Source organism: Enterobacter sp. FW301-JW81, from assembly GCF_058788735.1.
This window is the reverse complement of the sequence record NZ_JBYTBA010000001.1, coordinates 794586-812857: the sequence shown is the minus strand read 5'-3', so window position 1 is coordinate 812857 and position 18272 is coordinate 794586. Positions and strand designations below refer to the sequence as shown.

Annotated in this window: 21 protein-coding genes and 1 pseudogene; 13 read left to right on the top strand and 9 right to left on the bottom strand. The window is 54.5% G+C overall.

Annotation, left to right across the window (positions count from 1 at the left end):
• Positions 1 to 167: 167 nt before the first annotated feature.
• The 4 genes from hxsA to hxsD are packed head-to-tail and all read right to left on the bottom strand — an operon-like array spanning position 168 to position 3565.
• On the bottom strand, positions 168 to 803 hold the full coding sequence (hxsA, locus tag AC3WOK_RS03970; protein WP_072250640.1) for a His-Xaa-Ser repeat protein HxsA: 636 nt from the start codon (positions 801 to 803) through the stop codon (positions 168 to 170).
• On the bottom strand, positions 800 to 1912 hold the full coding sequence (hxsC, locus tag AC3WOK_RS03965) for a His-Xaa-Ser system radical SAM maturase HxsC (RefSeq protein WP_492353982.1): 1113 nt from the start codon (positions 1910 to 1912) through the stop codon (positions 800 to 802). Before hxsC ends, hxsA begins: the two co-directional genes overlap by 4 nt.
• Positions 1905 to 3293: a His-Xaa-Ser system radical SAM maturase HxsB gene (gene hxsB, locus AC3WOK_RS03960; RefSeq protein ID WP_063956135.1), complete on the bottom strand. Its 1389-nt coding sequence runs from the start codon at positions 3291 to 3293 to the stop codon at positions 1905 to 1907. The genes hxsC and hxsB overlap by 8 nt, the downstream gene beginning before the upstream one ends.
• Entirely contained in the window at positions 3293 to 3565 is a 273-nt protein-coding gene (hxsD, locus tag AC3WOK_RS03955; protein WP_059311294.1) for a His-Xaa-Ser system protein HxsD, read from the bottom strand. The genes hxsB and hxsD overlap by 1 nt, the downstream gene beginning before the upstream one ends.
• A gap of 307 nt (positions 3566 to 3872) precedes the next feature.
• Here hxsD and AC3WOK_RS03950 point away from each other — a divergent pair, with 307 nt between their 5' ends.
• Positions 3873 to 4283, top strand: coding sequence for a YybH family protein (locus AC3WOK_RS03950; protein WP_059311293.1), 411 nt, complete (start codon positions 3873 to 3875; stop codon positions 4281 to 4283).
• Positions 4284 to 4327: 44 nt separating this feature from the next.
• Here AC3WOK_RS03950 and AC3WOK_RS03945 read toward each other — a convergent pair whose 3' ends face one another.
• A complete protein-coding gene (locus tag AC3WOK_RS03945; RefSeq protein WP_492353981.1) occupies positions 4328 to 4783 on the bottom strand; it encodes a hypothetical protein in 456 nt (151 codons plus the stop codon).
• A gap of 358 nt (positions 4784 to 5141) precedes the next feature.
• On the opposite strand from AC3WOK_RS03945, the pseudogene AC3WOK_RS03940 reads away from it, so the two are divergent.
• Positions 5142 to 5219 (top strand): annotated as a pseudogene (locus AC3WOK_RS03940) (helix-turn-helix domain-containing protein); the annotation flags it as partial.
• A 10-nt stretch (positions 5220 to 5229) separates the two neighbouring features.
• Here AC3WOK_RS03940 and AC3WOK_RS03935 read toward each other — a convergent pair.
• Complete coding sequence (locus tag AC3WOK_RS03935) at positions 5230 to 5688, bottom strand: winged helix-turn-helix transcriptional regulator (protein WP_059311291.1); 459 nt, start codon at positions 5686 to 5688, stop codon at positions 5230 to 5232.
• Positions 5689 to 5749: 61 nt separating this feature from the next.
• On the opposite strand from AC3WOK_RS03935, the gene AC3WOK_RS03930 reads away from it, so the two are divergent.
• Complete coding sequence (locus AC3WOK_RS03930; protein WP_021241201.1) at positions 5750 to 5986, top strand: tautomerase family protein; 237 nt, start codon at positions 5750 to 5752, stop codon at positions 5984 to 5986.
• A 65-nt stretch (positions 5987 to 6051) separates the two neighbouring features.
• Here the strand turns inward: AC3WOK_RS03930 and AC3WOK_RS03925 are convergent, their stop codons facing one another.
• Positions 6052 to 6936, bottom strand: a complete 885-nt coding sequence (locus AC3WOK_RS03925) for a LysR family transcriptional regulator (RefSeq protein ID WP_492353980.1) — start codon at positions 6934 to 6936, stop codon at positions 6052 to 6054.
• 114 nt (positions 6937 to 7050) lie between these two features.
• Here AC3WOK_RS03925 and AC3WOK_RS03920 point away from each other — a divergent pair, with 114 nt between their 5' ends.
• The 4 genes from AC3WOK_RS03920 to AC3WOK_RS03905 all read left to right on the top strand — a co-directional run bounded on the left by AC3WOK_RS03920 (position 7051) and on the right by AC3WOK_RS03905 (position 11010).
• A complete protein-coding gene (locus tag AC3WOK_RS03920; protein WP_059311289.1) occupies positions 7051 to 8178 on the top strand; it encodes an alpha/beta hydrolase in 1128 nt (375 codons plus the stop codon).
• 49 nt (positions 8179 to 8227) lie between these two features.
• A complete protein-coding gene (locus AC3WOK_RS03915; protein WP_059311288.1) occupies positions 8228 to 9424 on the top strand; it encodes an MFS transporter in 1197 nt (398 codons plus the stop codon).
• 72 nt (positions 9425 to 9496) lie between these two features.
• On the top strand, positions 9497 to 10120 hold the full coding sequence (locus AC3WOK_RS03910) for a glutathione S-transferase family protein (RefSeq protein WP_059311287.1): 624 nt from the start codon (positions 9497 to 9499) through the stop codon (positions 10118 to 10120).
• Between the two features lie 152 nt (positions 10121 to 10272).
• Positions 10273 to 11010 (top strand): YoaK family protein, encoded by a 738-nt coding sequence (locus tag AC3WOK_RS03905; RefSeq protein ID WP_059311286.1) that lies wholly within the window; start codon positions 10273 to 10275, stop codon positions 11008 to 11010.
• Here AC3WOK_RS03905 and AC3WOK_RS03900 read toward each other — a convergent pair.
• Entirely contained in the window at positions 10960 to 11409 is a 450-nt protein-coding gene (locus AC3WOK_RS03900) for a MerR family transcriptional regulator (RefSeq protein WP_447855541.1), read from the bottom strand. The two genes, AC3WOK_RS03905 and AC3WOK_RS03900, sit on opposite strands and share 51 nt — an antisense overlap.
• Before the next feature lie 92 nt (positions 11410 to 11501).
• Here AC3WOK_RS03900 and AC3WOK_RS03895 point away from each other — a divergent pair, with 92 nt between their 5' ends.
• From AC3WOK_RS03895 to clcB, 6 genes are all read left to right on the top strand, one after another.
• On the top strand, positions 11502 to 12449 hold the full coding sequence (locus AC3WOK_RS03895) for an NAD-dependent epimerase/dehydratase family protein (protein ID WP_447855540.1): 948 nt from the start codon (positions 11502 to 11504) through the stop codon (positions 12447 to 12449).
• A gap of 275 nt (positions 12450 to 12724) precedes the next feature.
• Complete coding sequence (gene osmY / locus AC3WOK_RS03890; RefSeq protein WP_047348711.1) at positions 12725 to 13435, top strand: osmoprotectant ABC transporter permease OsmY; 711 nt, start codon at positions 12725 to 12727, stop codon at positions 13433 to 13435.
• An 18-nt stretch (positions 13436 to 13453) separates the two neighbouring features.
• A complete protein-coding gene (osmX, locus tag AC3WOK_RS03885; RefSeq protein ID WP_492353979.1) occupies positions 13454 to 14368 on the top strand; it encodes an osmoprotectant ABC transporter substrate-binding protein OsmX in 915 nt (304 codons plus the stop codon).
• Positions 14369 to 14376: 8 nt separating this feature from the next.
• Positions 14377 to 15024 carry an osmoprotectant ABC transporter permease OsmW gene (gene osmW / locus AC3WOK_RS03880; protein WP_014169860.1) on the top strand — a complete coding sequence of 216 codons (648 nt, stop codon included), beginning with the start codon at positions 14377 to 14379 and terminating at the stop codon, positions 15022 to 15024.
• Positions 15024 to 16172: an osmoprotectant ABC transporter ATP-binding protein OsmV gene (gene osmV / locus AC3WOK_RS03875; RefSeq protein WP_059311281.1), complete on the top strand. Its 1149-nt coding sequence runs from the start codon at positions 15024 to 15026 to the stop codon at positions 16170 to 16172. Before osmW ends, osmV begins: the two co-directional genes overlap by 1 nt.
• A 102-nt stretch (positions 16173 to 16274) precedes the next feature.
• Positions 16275 to 17585 (top strand): voltage-gated ClC-type chloride channel ClcB, encoded by a 1311-nt coding sequence (gene clcB, locus AC3WOK_RS03870; protein WP_492353978.1) that lies wholly within the window; start codon positions 16275 to 16277, stop codon positions 17583 to 17585.
• Here clcB and bioD read toward each other — a convergent pair.
• Positions 17520 to 18215 carry a dethiobiotin synthase gene (bioD, locus tag AC3WOK_RS03865; protein WP_047348715.1) on the bottom strand — a complete coding sequence of 232 codons (696 nt, stop codon included), beginning with the start codon at positions 18213 to 18215 and terminating at the stop codon, positions 17520 to 17522. The two genes, clcB and bioD, sit on opposite strands and share 66 nt — an antisense overlap.
• Positions 18216 to 18272 lie beyond the last annotated feature (57 nt).

Here is an 18272-nt window from a genome sequence, read left to right as displayed (position 1 = left end):
ATCAGCGGTTGATTTAATGTCCGCTCCGTGCCAGGAGCGGACATTGATAACATCGCAATATCTTAATTTATGGGGAGCAGTTCACGGACGTTGCTTGCTCTTAGTAACCAATAGTGGGCACGCGACTAATACAATTTATTACTTTTTATTTTATGCCCCACTGAGATTTAACGAGCCAAAATATTTAACGAGTTCAATAATTGAGTATCCAGCGTTTCAGTTGCAGGTGTTGGTAGTCCGTTCGCAATGCGATAATTTTTTATTGACTGCCTTGTGGAAGGCCCCATTATGCCGTCAATATTCCCGTTATAATAACCTTTGTCCAGCAAAGCGAATTGAACCCGCATGATTAAGCGCTTACGCTTCTCTGTACCAGAAGTCAGCCCATTACTTGCACGGTTAGCTTCTGTAGTTCCACCAGAATTCGCAGTAGTAGAGTTGTTATTGTCGTTAGAACGAAGCGAACGCACAGAGGAAGAGGATGATGAGGAACTTGTTCCTGAACTTGAAGACCCAGATGAACTTGGTGAGCTGTATGTTTTTGGATAATAAGGAGTGCTGCCACCATAGTACCCGCCACCTGATGATGATCGGTGAGAACTATGGCTTCGATGGGAGCTATGACTGCGATGCCCTGCAATGTAGAATGGAACTTCGGTGTTAAGTGGGGCTATCACTAAATCATGTTCATTAAGAGTCATACCAGGCAAATCACTTGCTCCGGTGGATGAATCACTTGCCCATACAGAATTATTGAGCGCCAAAAATCCCGGAAGTAGAGCAGCAAAATTAAATTTTTTCATAAAATTGGTCTCGGTGGTTGATGAAAACGGCCTGTTGAGGAACTGAAATAACCAGTACAGGAAGACTTCTGAGTGCATTCATCACATTCTTTAGGATAGTAATTTTTCCAATCAGAGATCGACTGAGCAGCAAGCTCCCAAGCTCTTTCAGGAAGATGACACAAAGGATAATTAAAAATTGTTAGAGGTATACCTGACCTGTGTGCAGCGTCTATGGCGGAGATTATTTTCTCACTATAACTGCTGTGCTCAATGAAGACTGTTGACCAGTTCTTTCGTGCCCAACCGATAGATTCCAGCCCCATAAGGGAAATCTGATTGATGTTAGAGAACACACGGCCAACGAACTCTACAATATCATCCAATTCTGTATAGTTAGCCAGTGTCGGAATAACTCTAAGTTCGATATTAATCCCTGAGTTTCCTGCATTAATTAACCCCTTAACCGTTTCATTAAATGCGCCATCATTCCCTACCAGATGATCATGCACAAGTGGTCTTGATGAGTAGAGCGGAATACCAAAGGTGATTTTGATCTTTTTGCTTCGCTTTGCCATTTCCTGAGTAAAGTTGGTATCAGCAAATTTGCGTCCGTTTGTTAAAACATGCAAAGCAGTATCTGGTGAATTCTCGATGATAAAATCAATGAAGTGAAGGAAATCATCTCCATATAGCAAAGGTTCACCACCGCTGACCCCAACAACTCCATCCAAACCAAATGAAGCTATAGCAAGAGCTGATTGGGTAAGTAGCCAGTCATCATTTGATTTCTTTGGTGGCTGCGAACAAAACAGACACAAGTTATTGCAGCGTTCCGTGACTAAGACAGTATTATGATTGGCTCTGCGAGACAGAATAACGCGTATCATATTGCCATTGTTGATTATCCCAATATCTCCATCTTCAATCGACTCAAATAATTCAGTGCTAATAACAGAGTAATCAAAGCATGGTTGAATGGCATCATTATTGCCTTCAGCAACTACCAGTAAATTGGGCAAAAAGAATAAAGGGTTCGCTGGTTTTTGTTTGCATAACCGATAGAACCCCTTGGGCACATTCTTTTTTGAAGCAAAATGAAAGATATCGTTCCTGATAACCTCAGACATATGCCCATCCTTTTAGCATCTCAGCCTTCGGACCACCTTCTGAGATGGAGTTCATCAGATACCTGAACATCCCCTTGTGATACTGACAAAACGTTGAACGACTCCTATCACCGACAGGTTCACCTTGTACACTTATGTTCTGGCATGGGTCTGCACCGCAAAATGGTTGATACGCGCATGTATCACAACCTGGCAAAGCAAAATTGAACGATGAACTCAATACTGCGTTATAGTAAGGACTCTTGGAAAATGATAGCGTCTTAACCTCACCCGCACTGAACTCCGTTTCAGGATTCACCTTCTGCAACATACGGCTCTCATCGCTACCATATACCCGACCGTCATAATTGAAAAGAATACTGTTAAGCACGACGCCACTTGGCGACTTCAAATCCGCATAACCACTAAAACCGGGATTGAAGATCCTTTTCAGATGAATGGAGGCCGAATGTTCCACAACCCTTATCCCTTCATTGTTGATCTTAAGGATTTCATCTATCAACGAGGCATAGAAACTTAAGTATTCGTCCATAGAAAAGGTGAACGATGCTTTTTGTGCAAACCCATAGGGACTAACAGGTCGGATAAACATGTCCTTGAGGCCAAGAGACAAGTGAGCTTGGACAATCGATTCAGGATGCCTGATAAGATCTTTAGTAACTGTAGTAACCGTTGCAACGCGACCAGCGCCTAAAGACCGTTTGATAGCCTCTACTCCTGATACTGTTCTACTGTAAGCAAGCCCATGTCCAAGAATTCGATTACTGTTGTGAACAACTTCCTCACCATCAAGCGAAACAGAGAACGTTATGTTCCTGTCTCTCGACCATTCAAGCATATCCTCATTCAAGACAGACAGGCTTGATGCTATCACCATCTCAAAATCGGTGCTTCCCAGCGTTTCAGTACATTGCTCATAGATAGACTGAATTAAATCGAACCGCAAGAGTGGCTCTCCACCCTGTATCTCTATCTTGTAAGGTGGTATCGATAGTTTTTTGATAGTCGAAATGATATGAGGGATGAGATCGGGATCTAGATCATAACCAGAGGCGTTCACTGAAGCTCTACTGACCTGACAATACTTGCAGGTATGGTCGCAACGCAATGTGGGCACAATCATGAAAATTGGCCTGATCGCCAGTTCATTCATCAATCGTTTTGCAAAAGCAGAACTTAAAGCATAGGGAGCAATAGCTGATGAGCTTTCGTTGGTTATGAACAGCTTGCTTTCTAGTGCGTTTGATTGCTCCGCACTGATTTGCTCATCAGAAAGATCAAGCAGCTCTTGCTCATTAATGAAGTGATGAAAGCCAGCGAGGTTGCTTATAAAAACCCGTCCATTAGGCAATCTGTCAAAATTGAATGGCATCAATTCCATTACGAAAGCCTTTCATCTACGCTGCGAAGCACTTTATGGACAATAGAATCTCTCAACGCCCCTGTTTTATGCTGTAGCTTTTCTCGCAAAGCGTAATCATTCAGCAGCCTCTCGAATTCATAGAAGCATTCGGGACTATCGTTTTCAAAAGAGATTGTCCAAGAGGAGAGCTCCTCAAGGAGTTTCCATCGAGTAAGTGGAGTCATCCAGTATAGGCTATTGCGTATAACCCACTCAGAATAAATTTCTTTTTCAAACGTTCTTTCGCACATTGCCATTACCTTTCAATGCAAATAATCACGATCAACAACTTCTTTAAAGCGGATTTTTCCTATGGAAATTATGATACAACATATCTATCGATATGTTACAGGTGACTAGCGTGCCGTTGATCAATACATCGCAACGTTCGTAATGCCATCACCAATTGTGAACTTCTGCTTCTCGCTAATAGCAGACCTAACGTTACCTACCCCCTCAACTTCCCCCCAACGCTACCAGCCACAAAACCTGGTAGCTATACAAACACGCCATATTCTCACGTTAATACGCATTCCCCCCTTCCCCGAGGAAACGCGCATGACCCCACACCCGCTACGCCAGATAATCGAATCCTGTGACCACGCCATCACCACCAAAAACTATGACGCGTTGATGGAGTACTACGCCGAAGACGCAGCCCTGGTCGTTAAACCCGGCATGACCGTTAAAGGCAAAGAAAACATCCGCAGCGCGTTTATTGCCATCTCTGATTATTTTCAGGACCAGCTGATCGTCGAACAAGGGGAGATGCAGGTAATCGAAGGTGGCGGCAATGCCCTCGTTATCATGGAAACCGTTCTGCGTTTTCCTGATGGTCAGGGTGGGATAACGGAAATGTCCCGCCGCGCAACCTATGTTTTTCGACAGGAAAGCGACGGTCGCTGGCTTTGTACCATCGACAACTCCTACGGAACGTCGCTTCTGGATACGGGGAACGCATCACGTTAATCACGCTTTCAAAGGGGCGCTACCGCCCCTCCACGTCAGCGTACTTAATGCGCAGTAATGCGCGGCTCCTTCACAAACTCAGCCAGCAGCCACACCATATCGTGCAGCAAGCCCGTAAGCTCTTTCGCTACGTGAGCGGGCAGCGTTCCACCCATAACCGCTTGCGTCAGCGCCAGTGCATAGTCCACCTGAGTCAGGGTGTCCTGCCAGCAGTCCGGCACGCAGGAGTTCATTTTCTCCCCCATGATCAACTGCGCGATCAGGTCCGGCGGAAGATCGACATCGCAGAGTTCCCGCAGCTTGCGCAAAGACTGAAGGAGACGCTCGCAAAGCACGGTAAACAGCTTCGCATCCTCGATTTCGACCAGCACGCTCACCAGCGCGGCGCAGCTGTCAGCGACGTCAAAAAGATCGGCATCAGCCGGAAGCGGCCGGGAGATAAGGTGCAGAATGACGTTTTCGTCAGACGGGAGATAAGTCAGGGTTGGGATAGTAGCCATACAAGGCATCCTTCTATATGTAGTTCATTAAGCCACCCAGTAAGTTCCTACGCTCGGGGGGTAGCGCTGACAGAGGTAGGAATACCGCCCATATAGAAAAACGGCCAGCCTTGCGGCTGCTCCGCCAGCGCCACCGCAATTGTAACGGGATCGGTGCTGCCGCGACATACGAAATGTCACTATATGGTAGATACGGGTTCCTACGCCCGATTGCGGATATGCCGCAACGCAGGCACTTTACGACTCCGTAGAAATTAATAAAAGACATAACCCTTGGTTACAGAGGGTTACTTTGCGGTTTGCGAGGCGCCTTCCAGAAAGACAACGCGGCCCTAAACTTTAAGGGTATCAATCACCGCTCTCGCTGGGCTTCGACTCCCAGCAGTCCTTCAACCGCAGCTTTAAGCGTCAGTATGGTCAGGCGCCTGGGGCATGACGGCGGAGTATTAGCTGTCGTGAAACGTTAACCGAACGTTTTTAGGGTCAACGAACTTACCGTCGGCGGTAACATAGGCGCTATTCACCACTTCTCCACTTTCTTTGTCTGTTAAGGCAATATGCGGTGCGTCATGCAGTATGTTTTTATGACCCCACTCCATCAAAGAGAAAAGAATCGGCGCAAGGCTGCGGCTTTTGGCGGTGAGAACATACTCATACCGTTCACGCGCCCCTTCTTCCTGATAAGGGATTTTGCAAAGCAGGCCGAGTTCAGTCATTTTTTTTAACCGGTTCGCCAGCGTCTGCCTGGTGATTTTTGTATGATCCCGTATCGTTTCAAAGCGTGTTACCCCATAAAACGCCTCCCTCAGAATCAACAAAACCCATTGATCGCCAAGAAGCTCAGCGGCCGCCGCTAGCCCACAAAGCTCAGGTAATAAGTACGGTAATGATTTATTTTTTGACATGTCTTCGTTTGCCTCGTAATCTGAGTATGATTTCAAGACTCAGTTATTTAAGGAGAATACAATGCCCTTCGTAAATGTGCAAACCATTAAAGGAATGATGAATTCGGAGCAAAAAAAAGAACTGCTACGTCGTATGACTGACCTTATTGTTGAAATTGAGGGAAACGGCGATCCTGAATTCCGGCGTTCAGTATGGATCCGTATTGACGAGCATGAACCGGAACAGTGGAGTCTTGGGGGAATACAGCCCACATCTGAAATGATTGCTGCAAAATTTGCCTCACCACAGCGGTCCTGATTTATTTTTAGTCATAGCTCACCGGCGGGCAGTTTGAATGTCCGCTCTCCTGATGTTATGCCGCCCTAAATTTTCAGCGTATCGATCACAGCCCTCAGGGCGGGCGACACGTTGCGGTGCGGATAATAGAGGTACAACCCTTCCATGCGCAGGCTGTAGCGCTGCAACACCCGGATAAGCGTTCCGCGCTCTATATCGTCAGCCACCAGCTCCACCGGAACATAGGCCAGCCCAAGCCCCAGCCGGGCGGCTTCGGCTTCCATGTAGCTGTCAGACAGCGCCCATTGCCCCTCTGGCCGATGGGTGATTTTTTTCCCGTCCTGCACCAGCTCCCACTGATAGTCACTACCGTCGGCAAGCTGGTAGGCAATGCACGGATGCGCCACTAAATCCGCAGGCGTCAGGGGAAAACCGTAGCGTCTGAAGTGTTCCGGGGCAGCCACTGCGGCCATTTCCATATCAGGCGTGATACGCACGGCAATCATTCCCTGCCCCACTTCCGGCCCCAGTCTGACACCCGCATCGAACCGCTCGGCGATAATGTCGACGAAGCGGCTTTCATTCATCAGTTCCAGCCTGATGTCCGGGTATCGCTGTTTAAAAATGGCGAGCTTTGGCAGCAGACATTTGTCGATGGCGTGCTGGCTGGCATTAATGCGTACCGTACCGGACGGCGTCTGGCGGTAGTGCGCCAGCGTCGCCAGACCCGTATCAAGCGCATCGAACGCGGACTCGGCGGTCTGATAGAGCTGCTCCCCGGCGTGGGTCAGCGACAGCTTGCGCGTGGTGCGGACCAGAAGCTGAACGCCCAACCGCTCTTCCAGCTCGCGAACCGAGCGGCTAATCCCGGATTGCGCCAGCCCAAGCCGCTGCGCAGCCGCCGTGAAGCTCCCCTCCCTTACCACCTGCATAAACAGGTACAGCTCATTGTAGTTTTCCCGCTTTGCCATCGTGACTCGCCATTTATAACAATCTGGTATTAATCCTAGCAGCTTTCGGCCTCTAATCAGCACTATTTCTGCTAACTATAATGACCGCAACACAACACCACAGGGTCCATTTTCATGAAAACATTCACCCAAAAACTGTCCGTTGCGATGCTGCTATGTGCATCATTAAGTGGAGTGACAACAATGAGCTATGCTGAGACGACCAACCCAAACGCGCCTGTTTCGATGGTGACCACTTGGGACAAAACCTTCGCCGAGAGTGATAAAGTCGACCACCGTAAGGTGGCTTTCCAGAACCGTTACGGAATCACGCTGGTGGGCGATCTGTATTTGCCTAAAAACCGCGGCGACCGCAAGCTGGCGGCCATTGCCGTGAGCGGGCCGTTTGGCGCGGTCAAGGAACAATCCAGCGGCCTGTACGCCCAGACTCTGGCGGAACAAGGGTTTGTCACCCTGGCATTCGATCCGTCTTACACGGGCGAAAGCGGCGGCCAGCCGCGCAACGTCGCGTCTCCTGATATCAACACCGAAGACTTTAGCGCGGCGGTTGATTTCCTGGGGTTACAGAAAGAGGTTGATCGTAACCGCATCGGTATTCTCGGCATCTGCGGCTGGGGCGGTATGGCGCTGAACGCGGCAGCCATGGACACCCGCGTGAAAGCGGTCGCCACCAGCGTGATGTACGACATGAGCCGGGCGATGGGTCACGGCGTCGGCGACGGCAAAGATCGTTATTCAACGTCCGATCGCCGTGCCGTACTGCAGTATCTGAACGAGCAGCGCTGGAAAGATGCCGAGCGTGGCACCTTTGCGCACGGCGGCCATGACATCTATGTCGATGCCAACGGCAAGGTGACTGCTGCGGAACGTATTCTGCCGGACGCGTTACCCGCCAACCCGAATCCGGTACTCAAGGAGTTCTTTGATTACTACCGGATGCCGCGCGGCTTCCATGCCCGCTCAGTCAACTCCACCGGCGCATGGACCGCGACAATGCCGCTGTCGTTTATGAATATGCCGCTGCTGAGCTATGCCGGCGAGATCGCTATCCCGACGCTTATCGTGACCGGTGAAAAGGCGCACTCCCGCTACTTTGCAGAAGATGCGTTTAAAACGGTCGGCAGCAAGCAGAAGGAACTGGTGATTGTCCCGGGCGCAAACCATGTCGATCTTTACGACAACGTTGCCGGGAAGATCCCGTTCACCCGGTTTGAAGAGTTCTTCAAAACCAGCCTGAAATAAACCCCTACGCCACCCGTTCTGCGCGGGTGGCTCTTCGCGAAAAAAGACTATGTCCTCACTGAGCCATACCTCACCACAACACGCTGAATATGCGCACTGGAGCGGCGTTTTTGCCATGACCCTCTGCGTATTTGTTCTGATTGCATCTGAGTTTATGCCCGTCAGCCTGCTTACCCCTCTCGCCAGATCGCTGGAAGTCACAGAGGGGCTTGCCGGTCAGGGCATTGCCATCTCCGGCGCGCTGGCGGTTCTGACCAGCCTTTTCCTTTCCCAGCTTGCCGGGAATATGAATCGTAAATACCTTCTGCTGGGCATGACCCTGCTGATGGCACTCTCGGGGATGGTTATTGGTTTCGCCTCGAACTATCTGACGTATATGCTCGGCCGCGCCCTAATCGGTATTGCCGTCGGCGGGTTCTGGTCCATGTCTGCCGCAACGGCCATTCGCCTTGTTCCCCCGCACCAGGTTGCGCGCGCGCTGGCCATTTTCAACGGCGGTAACGCGCTGGCAACGGTGGTGGCCGCCCCGCTTGGCAGCTACCTTGGCGCCACCATTGGCTGGCGCGGCGCATTTCTTTGCCTGGTGCCGGTGGCGATAGCGGCGTTCATCTGGCAGTGTTTTAGCCTGCCGGACATGCAGGGGCGTAAAAGTGGTACATCTCAGGGAAGCGTTTTTCGGCTATTCCGCCAGCCTGCGGTTTCCGTCGGTCTGATGGCCTGCGGCCTGTTCTTTATGGGTCAGTTTGCGCTGTTTACCTATTTGCGCCCGTTCCTTGAAACCGTCACCCAGGTCAGTGGAACCGGTCTGTCGCTGATTTTGCTCACCATCGGCGTCGCGGGTTTTGTGGGCACCCTGTTCGTTGCCGTGGTGCTTAATGCCGCGTTTTACGTGACGCTGATCGCGATCCCTCTGCTGATGGCCGCCATCGCAGTCGCGTTAATTCTCACCGGGCATAACGTGTGGATCGTCGCCCTGCTGTCAGGCCTGTGGGGGATGCTGGCAACGGCGGCGCCAACGGGATGGTGGACGTGGATTGCGCGAACGCTGCCGGAGGATGCCGAAGCCGGCGGTGGACTGATGGTCGCGGTGATCCAGCTCGCTATTGCGCTCGGTTCAACGGCGGGCGGTATAGCGTTCGATCGCTACAGCTGGCAGACCACGTTTGCCCTGAGTGGCATCGTGCTCCTCTGTGCGGCAGCGCTGACGTTTCTGCTTTCGCGTCTTCACAAACAACGCGCCGGATGATTTTTTGCCCCTTGTCTGCCTCGCTGGTGTATTGTTTTTAAACAATGACATCCAGTAAAGGACACCTGCGCAATGATCAGCATCCTCGGTAAAACCACCTCCATCAACGTTCGTAAAGTGCTCTGGACCTGCGAAGAAGCGGGTATCGCTTACCGGCAGGAAGATTACGGCAGCGGTTTTGCCTCGACGGAAACGGAGGCCTTCCGCGCCCTGAACCCCAACGCCATGGTGCCGGTACTGATTGATGGCGATTTCGTGCTGTGGGAGTCCAATTCCATCTGCCGCTATCTGGCGCGCAAGTCCGAACGTCACGATCTGCTGCCCGCAGAACCGCAGGCCTGCGCCAACGTTGAGCGCTGGATGGACTGGCAGGTATCGGAATTTAACACCGCCTGGCGCTATGTTTTCCCGGCGCTGGGACGTAAAAACCCGGACTTTAACGATCCCGAGCGCATTGCGGCGGGTATTAAAGAGTGGAACCACTGCGTCAACATACTGGAGAACCAGCTGCAGCGCACCGGAGCCTTTGCAGCGGGCGAGACGTTTACCCTTGCGGACGTAGTGCTTGGGCTGTCGGTGAATCGCTGGAAAATGACGCCGTTTGATAAGCCTGACGTGCCCGCGATTGAGGCCTGGTTTGAACGCCTTAACCAGCGCCCGGCGTTTTTGCGTCACGGAAATAACGGCATGATTTAACGCATTACCAACATCTTGAGAAAGGGTATTTTATTTAATTACTAAACCCGTGAAGTCGTCAGAGGGAATAATAATTAAGCCATATCCTGGACAGCCCGTTACGCCGCTTTGCTAGCCTGAATATTCAGGCAAAGTTCAACCCGGAGGTATTCTTGCTGATAAGACTCAAGAAAGAACGAACGCACCAGGAGGATCGCCGGCTTGCTCTCTGGCTGGCGACCTCTGCAGGTTTGCTGAACGCTATCGCCCTCGGGGCTTTCGGCTTTTTCCCCTCACACATGACCGGCAACACCTCTCAATTATCCAGCGAAGTCTCTTCCACCGATCTGAGCGATATTATTTTTTTCGGCTCGATTATTCTCTCTTTTGTGGCAGGCGCAATCATTGCGCGCACGATCGTGATATGGGGCATTATCCATAACGTCAGGCTGGTTTTTTGCCAGATCCTTTTTGTTGAGGGGTTATTACTGAGCGGCGTCTCTTTTTACGAAATGTATTTTCATGCCCTCACCAGCAACCGCGAGATTATTCTTTTTCTCTGCGGTCTGATGGGTATTCATAATTCCACCTCCACGCAGCTCTCCGGCGGACGGGTGAGATCGACGCATATTACCGGCACGCTGACGGACGCGGGCATATCCCTGGCCTCCGTTATGGTGGCGATGCTGCGCAGGGATTACTCCAAAGATACGGCGGCGCAAAAAAGCCAGCTGAAAACCCACTTAACCACCCTGTTCTCGTTTATTACCGGCGGTATCGCAGGGCTGCTGCTGTTCAGGTGGGTCGGGTTTAACGCCATGCTGGCGCTCGGGCTGATGCTCACGGTGGTTGCCACCGTCTCAATTATCACCGTCTCTACGCGGGTGCGACGAGTCCGTGCTGCCGTCTGAGCGCTGCAACTGCCCCAGCAGGCGCTGCATGTTGTCGTCACAGGAGATCCCATCCGGCCTGCTGGTGATGCTTGCGACCAGCGTCAGCAGCTCTCTACGGTTTTCCTCAAGCTGCTTCTGCATCGCCTCTATTTCAGCAATGCGCGTCTTAAGGGACTTGACCAGTCCCTCATGATCCCAGCGCTGCTGCGGCTGCGGCAGGAAGCGGCGTATTTGCTCGAGGGTGAATCCGGCACGCTGCGCATTGTCGATGATGTTCAGCAGCGCTGCCGCATCGGTGGAATACGAACGGTATCCGTTCCCCTGCCTGACCGGTCGCGGCAGTAAACCTTCCGCCTCATAAAACCGAATGCGCGACGGGGTAATTCCCGTCATTTTCGACAGCTCGCCAATTTTCATTTCGTCAGCTCTGGCATATTGACCTTAAAGTTAACTTTAAGCTTAAACTTTTGATACGGTCAACCGGATCGTCATCTCATCAGGGAGCTACCATGCAAACTATTCTCGGCGCCAGCGGGCAAATTGCCCGTGAACTGACCCGCGAGCTTAAACGCCAATACACCGACGATATCAGGCTGGTCAGCCGCCATCCGCAGAAAGTCAACGCCAGCGATATCACGGTGGCGGCCGATCTCCTGGATGCGCAGCAGACGCAGAAGGCGGTTAGCGGCAGCGACACTGTCTACTTTACCGCCGGTCTGCCGCCTGACTCCGCCCTGTGGGAGCGTCAGTTCCCCACCATGCTGGACAATGCGCTGGAGGCCACGCGAAAGGCGGGCGCAAGATTCGTCTATTTTGACAATACCTACATGTACCCCCAGAGCGACGCGCCGCAAACTGAAGAGACGCGCTTTACGCCCCGGGGGCGGAAAGGCAACGTGCGTGCGCTGATGGCCAACCGGGTGCTTGCCGAAATGCAGCGGGGCGACATTTCCGTCCTCATCGGTCGGGCACCGGAGTTTTACGGGCCTGAGAGAACGCAGAGCTTCACGAATACGCTCATTATCGACAGGCTGAAGCAGCACAAACGCCCGCGCGTTCCGGTCCGTGACGATACGCTTCGTACGCTCATCTGGACGCCGGATGCCAGCCGCGCGCTCGCCCTGCTGGGCAATACGCCTGAGGTCTACGGGCAGACGTGGCATTTGCCGTGCTGGGACGAAAGGCTAACGTATCAACAATTTGTGACCCTCGCCTGTGACATCTTCGGCCAAAAGGCGGATTACGTCGTGCTCGGCAAGCTGGCCTTCGCCGCGACGGCGCTGTTTTCACAGGGGGCCCGTGAAATGCGGGAGCTGTTGCCCAGGTACGACGTTGACAACCTGTTTGATTCAACGAAATTTAAGCGCCGCTTCCCTGATTTTGCCGTCACCTCCTACCGGCAAGGGCTGGAGGTAATCTGGCAGGAATGGAGAGCAGGAGACGCTAAAACCGCATAATTTCCGTGCCGCAAGAACTCGTGAGTGACGCTTTAAACGTGACGGTGTCACATTCTGATCTTCTCTTTAGGACTATTCTGCCCGCCCCATATCAGGCCTTACGCCATAAGGCCTGACCTGATGTTGTCACTATTTTCATAGGGTTACTGATTTCACCCCTTCGCTGGAACCCTTCCCAAACGCTTGCTATAGGTCATCTACCCCTGCCGAAACATGGCATAACAACAGGCAACCGGCGGTTGCTATAACGCATGCGCACAGGGAGACACACCGCAATGCACCCATTACTCAAACGTTCGCTGCTGTTCGTCGGCGCCATTATCGCGGTCCTCGCCCTCCTCGTCTGGGGCATCGGGCTGGAGACGATTAAGGCGCGCCAGGTTGACCTGGTTTATCTCGGGCAACAGCACATGATTCTGGTTTTCTCGTCGATGTTCTTTGCCCTGCTGGTCGGTATTCCTGCCGGTATCCTGCTGAGCCGCCCGGCCGCGCGGGGTATCGCCGAATACGTGATGCAAATCTTCAACGTCGGCAACACGCTGCCGCCGCTGGCCGTACTGGCGCTGGCGATGGTGGTGATTGGCATCGGCGATACGCCCGCCATCATCGCCCTGTTCCTCGCCTCGCTGCTGCCGATAGTTCGTAATACCTACGCCGGGCTGTGCTCGGTCCCGGCGTCGCTGCTTGAAGCGGCAAACGGGATTGGGATGACCAAATGGCAGCGTCTGCGCCAGGTCGAGCTGCCGAACGCCTGGCCGGTCATGCTCTCGGGGATCCGCATCGCCACCGCTATCAACGTTGGTACCGCGCCGCTGGCGTTCCTGATTGGCGCCAGCAGCTACGGCGAGCTGATTTTCCCCGGCATCTATCTGAACGATTTCCCGACCCTGATCCTCGGCGCGGCGGCTACCGCCCTGTTCGCCCTGATCCTCGATACCCTGCTGGCGGCGCTGGGTCGCGTGATGAGTCCCCATCTCGCTCGATAACTATAACAAGGAGCTTTTATGAGACTGTTTTCCGGCCTGACGGCGCTGTGTGCCGCGGCGCTGTGTGCCGCGGCGCTGTTCACCAGCCAGGCGATGGCGGCCCCGCTGATTCTGGCAACCAAGAGCTTTACCGAGCAGCATATTCTCTCGGCGATGACCGTGCAGTACCTGCAAAAGAAAGGCTTTCAGGTGCAGCCGCAAACCAATATCGCCACGGTGATTTCCCGTAACGCGATGATCAACAAACAGATTGATATGACGTGGGAATACACCGGCACGTCATTAATCATCTTCAACCACATCAACAAGCGCATGTCGCCGCAGGAGTCTTACGAGACGGTGAAACGCCTGGACGCGAAGCACGGTCTGGTGTGGCTCAAGCCCGCCGACATGAACAACACCTATGCCTTCGCCATGCAGCGCAAGCGCGCCGAGGCGGAACATATCAACACCATGTCAGAGATGGTGGCGAAGATTGAACAGGTTCGTAAAACCAACCCGGACAAAAACTGGCTGCTGGGCTTAGACCTCGAGTTTGCCGGGCGCAGCGACGGCATGAAGCCACTGCAGGCGGCCTATAACCTGACGCTGGATCGCCCGCAGATCCGTCAGATGGACCCCGGTCTGGTCTACAACGCGGTGCGCGACGGCTTCGTCGACGCCGGTCTGATTTACACCACCGACGGTCGCGTGAAGGGCTTCGACCTGAAGGTGCTGGAGGATGACAAAGGCTTCTTCCCGAGCTACGCCGTCACCCCGGTGGTGCGTAAGGACACGCTGGAGTCCAACCCGGGCCTGGAAGAGGCGCTCAACACCCTCTCGGCCCAGCTCAACAACGACGTTATCACCGAACTGAACAAGAAGGTGGATATCGACCATCAGTCACCGCAGCAGGTCGCCCGAGATTTCCTGCGTAGCAAACAGCTGCTGTAGGAGGCGCTATGGAGACGATTCACTACATCCTCGATAACTGGGACTACCTGCTGACCCTGACGCTGCAGCATCTGTGGCTGGTGGCGCTGGCCGTGGGCTTAGCCATTCTCATCGGCGTTCCGCTGGGCATTTTGATTGTCCGCCACAAGTGGCTGGCGACGCCGGTGCTGGGAATAGCCACCATCGTGCTGACCATTCCGTCCATTGCTCTGTTTGGCCTGATGATCCCGCTGTTTTCGCTGATCGGTCAGGGGATTGGTGCCCTGCCCGCGATTACGGCGGTGTTTCTCTACTCGCTGCTGCCGATTGTACGCAACACCCACACCGCGCTCGACAGCCTGCCGCCGGGCCTGCGTGAAGCCGGACGAGGCATCGGCATGACCTTCTGGCAGCGTCTGCGCTGGGTTGAAATTCCGATGGCGCTGCCGGTGATTTTCGGCGGCATCCGCACCGCCGTGGTGATGAACATCGGCGTGATGGCGATTGCCGCGGTGATCGGCGCGGGCGGTCTGGGCCTGCTGCTGCTCAACGGCATCGGCGGAAGCGATATTCGCATGTTGATTGCGGGCGCGCTGATGATTTGTCTTTTAGCGATTGTGCTCGACTGGCTGCTGCACCGTCTGCAGGTGGTACTGACTCCGAAGGGGATTCGATAATGATAAAACTGGAAAACCTCACCAAACAATTTTCACAGAAGCACGGCCAGACCTTTAAGGCCGTCGATAACGTCAACCTGAACGTGCCCGAAGGGGAAATGTGCGTCCTGCTCGGCCCTTCCGGCTGCGGGAAAACCACTACTCTCAAGATGATCAACCGCCTGATCGCCCCGAGCAGCGGGACGATCCTGATTAACGGCGAAGACACCAGCGGCATGGACACCGTGACCCTGCGCCGCAACATTGGCTACGTGATCCAGCAGATTGGCCTGTTCCCGAACATGACCATTGAAGAGAACATCACCGTCGTACCGCGCATGCTGGGCTGGGATAAAGCGCGCTGTAAAACCCGCGCCGAAGAGCTGATGGATATGGTGGCGATGGATCCGCACAAGTTTCTCCACCGCTATCCGCGCGAGATGTCCGGCGGCCAGCAGCAGCGTATCGGCGTGATCCGCGCCCTGGCGGCGGATCCTCCGGTACTGCTGATGGATGAACCCTTCGGCGCGGTGGACCCGATCAACCGCGAGGTGATCCAGAACCAGTTCCTGGAGATGCAGCGCAAACTGAAAAAAACCGTCATGCTGGTCAGCCACGATATCGATGAAGCCCTGAAGCTCGGCGACCGTATCGCGGTATTCCGTCAGGGGAAAATTGTCCAGTGCGCCAGCCCCGATGAGCTGCTGGCGAAGCCGGCGAATGAGTTTGTCGGCTCGTTTGTCGGCCAGGACCGCACGCTGAAGCGCCTGCTGCTGGTCTCCGCGGGCGACGTGACCGACCAGCAGCCAACCATTACGGTGCGGGGCTCTACGCCGCTTCCCGACGCCTTTGCGATCATGGATGATAATGACATTCGTGCCGTAACGGTGGTCGACGAGAACGGCAAACCGCTGGGCTTTGTGAAGCGTCGCGAAGCGCGCAACGCCAGCGGTACCTGCGCCGACATCCTGCATCCGTTCCGCATGACCGGCAAAGCGGAAGACAACCTGCGCGTGGTGCTTTCACGCCTGTATGAGAGCAATACCAGCTGGATGCCGATTGTGGATGAGGACGGGCGCTACAACGGCGAGATTTCGCAGGACTATATTGCCGAGTACCTGAGTTCCGGCCGTACGCGCCGGGCGCTCAATATTCACAGCGACGGCTAACCTTTCCGGCCGGGCATCACCCGGCCTTTTCGCACGCAGACCTTTTGCTAACCCCGCGATTTCCCGCCACAATATCGTATCGTCCTCGTTAAAACGCGACCCATGCAACGTCTTCATACCTACCCCGACATCCGCGCGATGTTTCGTCGCCTGCTGATTGCCACCGTCACCGGCGTGCTGGCCGCGCTGGCCGTTGCGGCCTTCCGCCACAGCATGTACCTGCTGGAGTGGCTGCTTCTCAGCAACGACAGCGGCAGCCTGGTGAATGCCGCCGCGTCGCTCTCTCCCTGGCGGCGCGCGCTGACGCCAGCCCTGGGCGGGCTGACCGCCGGGCTGCTGCTCTGGGGATGGCAGCGGCTGACCGCGCAGCGCCCTCACGCCCCCACCGATTATATGGAAGCGCTGGAGACCGGGGACGGCCAGTTTGATTACGGTGCTAGCCTCGTGAAATCCCTTGCCTCGCTGCTGGTCGTTGCCAGCGGAAGCGCCATCGGGCGTGAAGGGGCTATGATCCTGCTCGCCGCCCTCGCCGCCTCCTTTTTCGCCCGGCGCTTTACGCCGAAATCAGAATGGAAGCTCTGGATCGCCTGCGGTGCCGCGGCCGGGATGGCCAGCGCCTACCATGCGCCCTTAGCCGGAAGCCTGTTTATTGCTGAGATTCTGTTCGGCACGCTGATGCTGGCCTCGCTCGGCCCTGTGGTTATTGCGGCAGTCGTGGCGCTTCTCACCACGCAGCTCCTGGCACCCGGTGCCGGCTCGCTCTATGAGGTCCATCTGAGCGGCACCCTCAGCGCGGCGGATTATGCCCTGCTGGTTGCCATGGGCCTGCTGGCGGGTCTCTGCGGGCCGCTGCTGATGTGGCTGATGGCATTCAGTCATTCTTTATTTTTGCGCCTTAAACTTTCGCCGCCGTGGCAGCTGGCGCTGGGCGGTTTGATCGTCGGACTGCTGTCCCTCCTCACGCCAAAGGTATGGGGGAATGGCTACAGCGTGGTTCAGGCTTTTCTGCTCGCCCCGCCGCTGCTGACGGTGATTGCCGGGGTATTTGTCTGTAAACTGCTGGCGGTGCTGGCAAGCAGCGGCTCGGGCGCGCCGGGCGGGGTGTTTACGCCCACGCTGTTTGTCGGCATGGCGACGGGGATGCTGTTTGCACAACTTTTCGCGCTGTGGTTACCGGGGTCTGAAACGGCGATTTTGCTGGGTCTGGCGGGGATGGCAACGCTGCTCGCCGCGACCACGCATGCGCCTATTATGTCGGCGCTGATGGTCTGTGAAATGACCGGGCAGTATTTTTTACTGCCCGGCTTGCTGGTCGCCTGCGTGGTGGCGTCCGTGCTGTCGCGAACGTTACGCCACGACTCGGTCTACGGTCAACACGCCACCGAGGGAAGAGAGATCGATGTACTGCGCTAGCTCGCGCTGCTCGGCGCGAGGCAGATAAGGCAGTTCTCCCACCAGCGGCCCCGGCAGCTTGGTGCTCAGCACGTCGATGATCTCGGCGTAGTGCGCCAGGCCCGGGTTGATGCGGTTTGCCACCCAGCCAATCAGCGGCAGGCCGTCATTGGCAATCGCCTGCGCCGTCAGCAGCGCGTGGTTGATGCACCCTTCCTGGATACCCACGACCATCACCACCGGAAGCTGTTCCTGCACCACCCATTCAGACAGCGGGCGCAGGTCATTCATCAGGCTGCGCCAGCCGCCCGTGCCTTCAACCACCACGTGATCGACCTTCTCGCTCAGGTTCGCCAGGCCGTCGGACAGCAGCGGGTAATTAATCAGGCCGCTGTGCGCCACGCTGCTCTCGTCTTCGCTTAACGCAATGGGGTTGACCGCGTGATAAGGCAATTCCAGCGACGAGACGCTTTGCAGCACCAGGGCGTCTTTATTACGCAATCCCTCTGGCGTCTCTTTACTCCCTTTTGCGACCGGTTTGTACCCTGCCACGCGTTTACCGCTTGCTGCAAGAGCCTGCAGCAATGCGCGGGATACAACGGTCTTGCCGACAGAGGTATCTGTACCAGTAACAAAGAAACGCTTAAGCATGACTCACTCCACCTCTTGGGTATGCTTCGAAAATATAAACCAGGTAAATAATTCAGT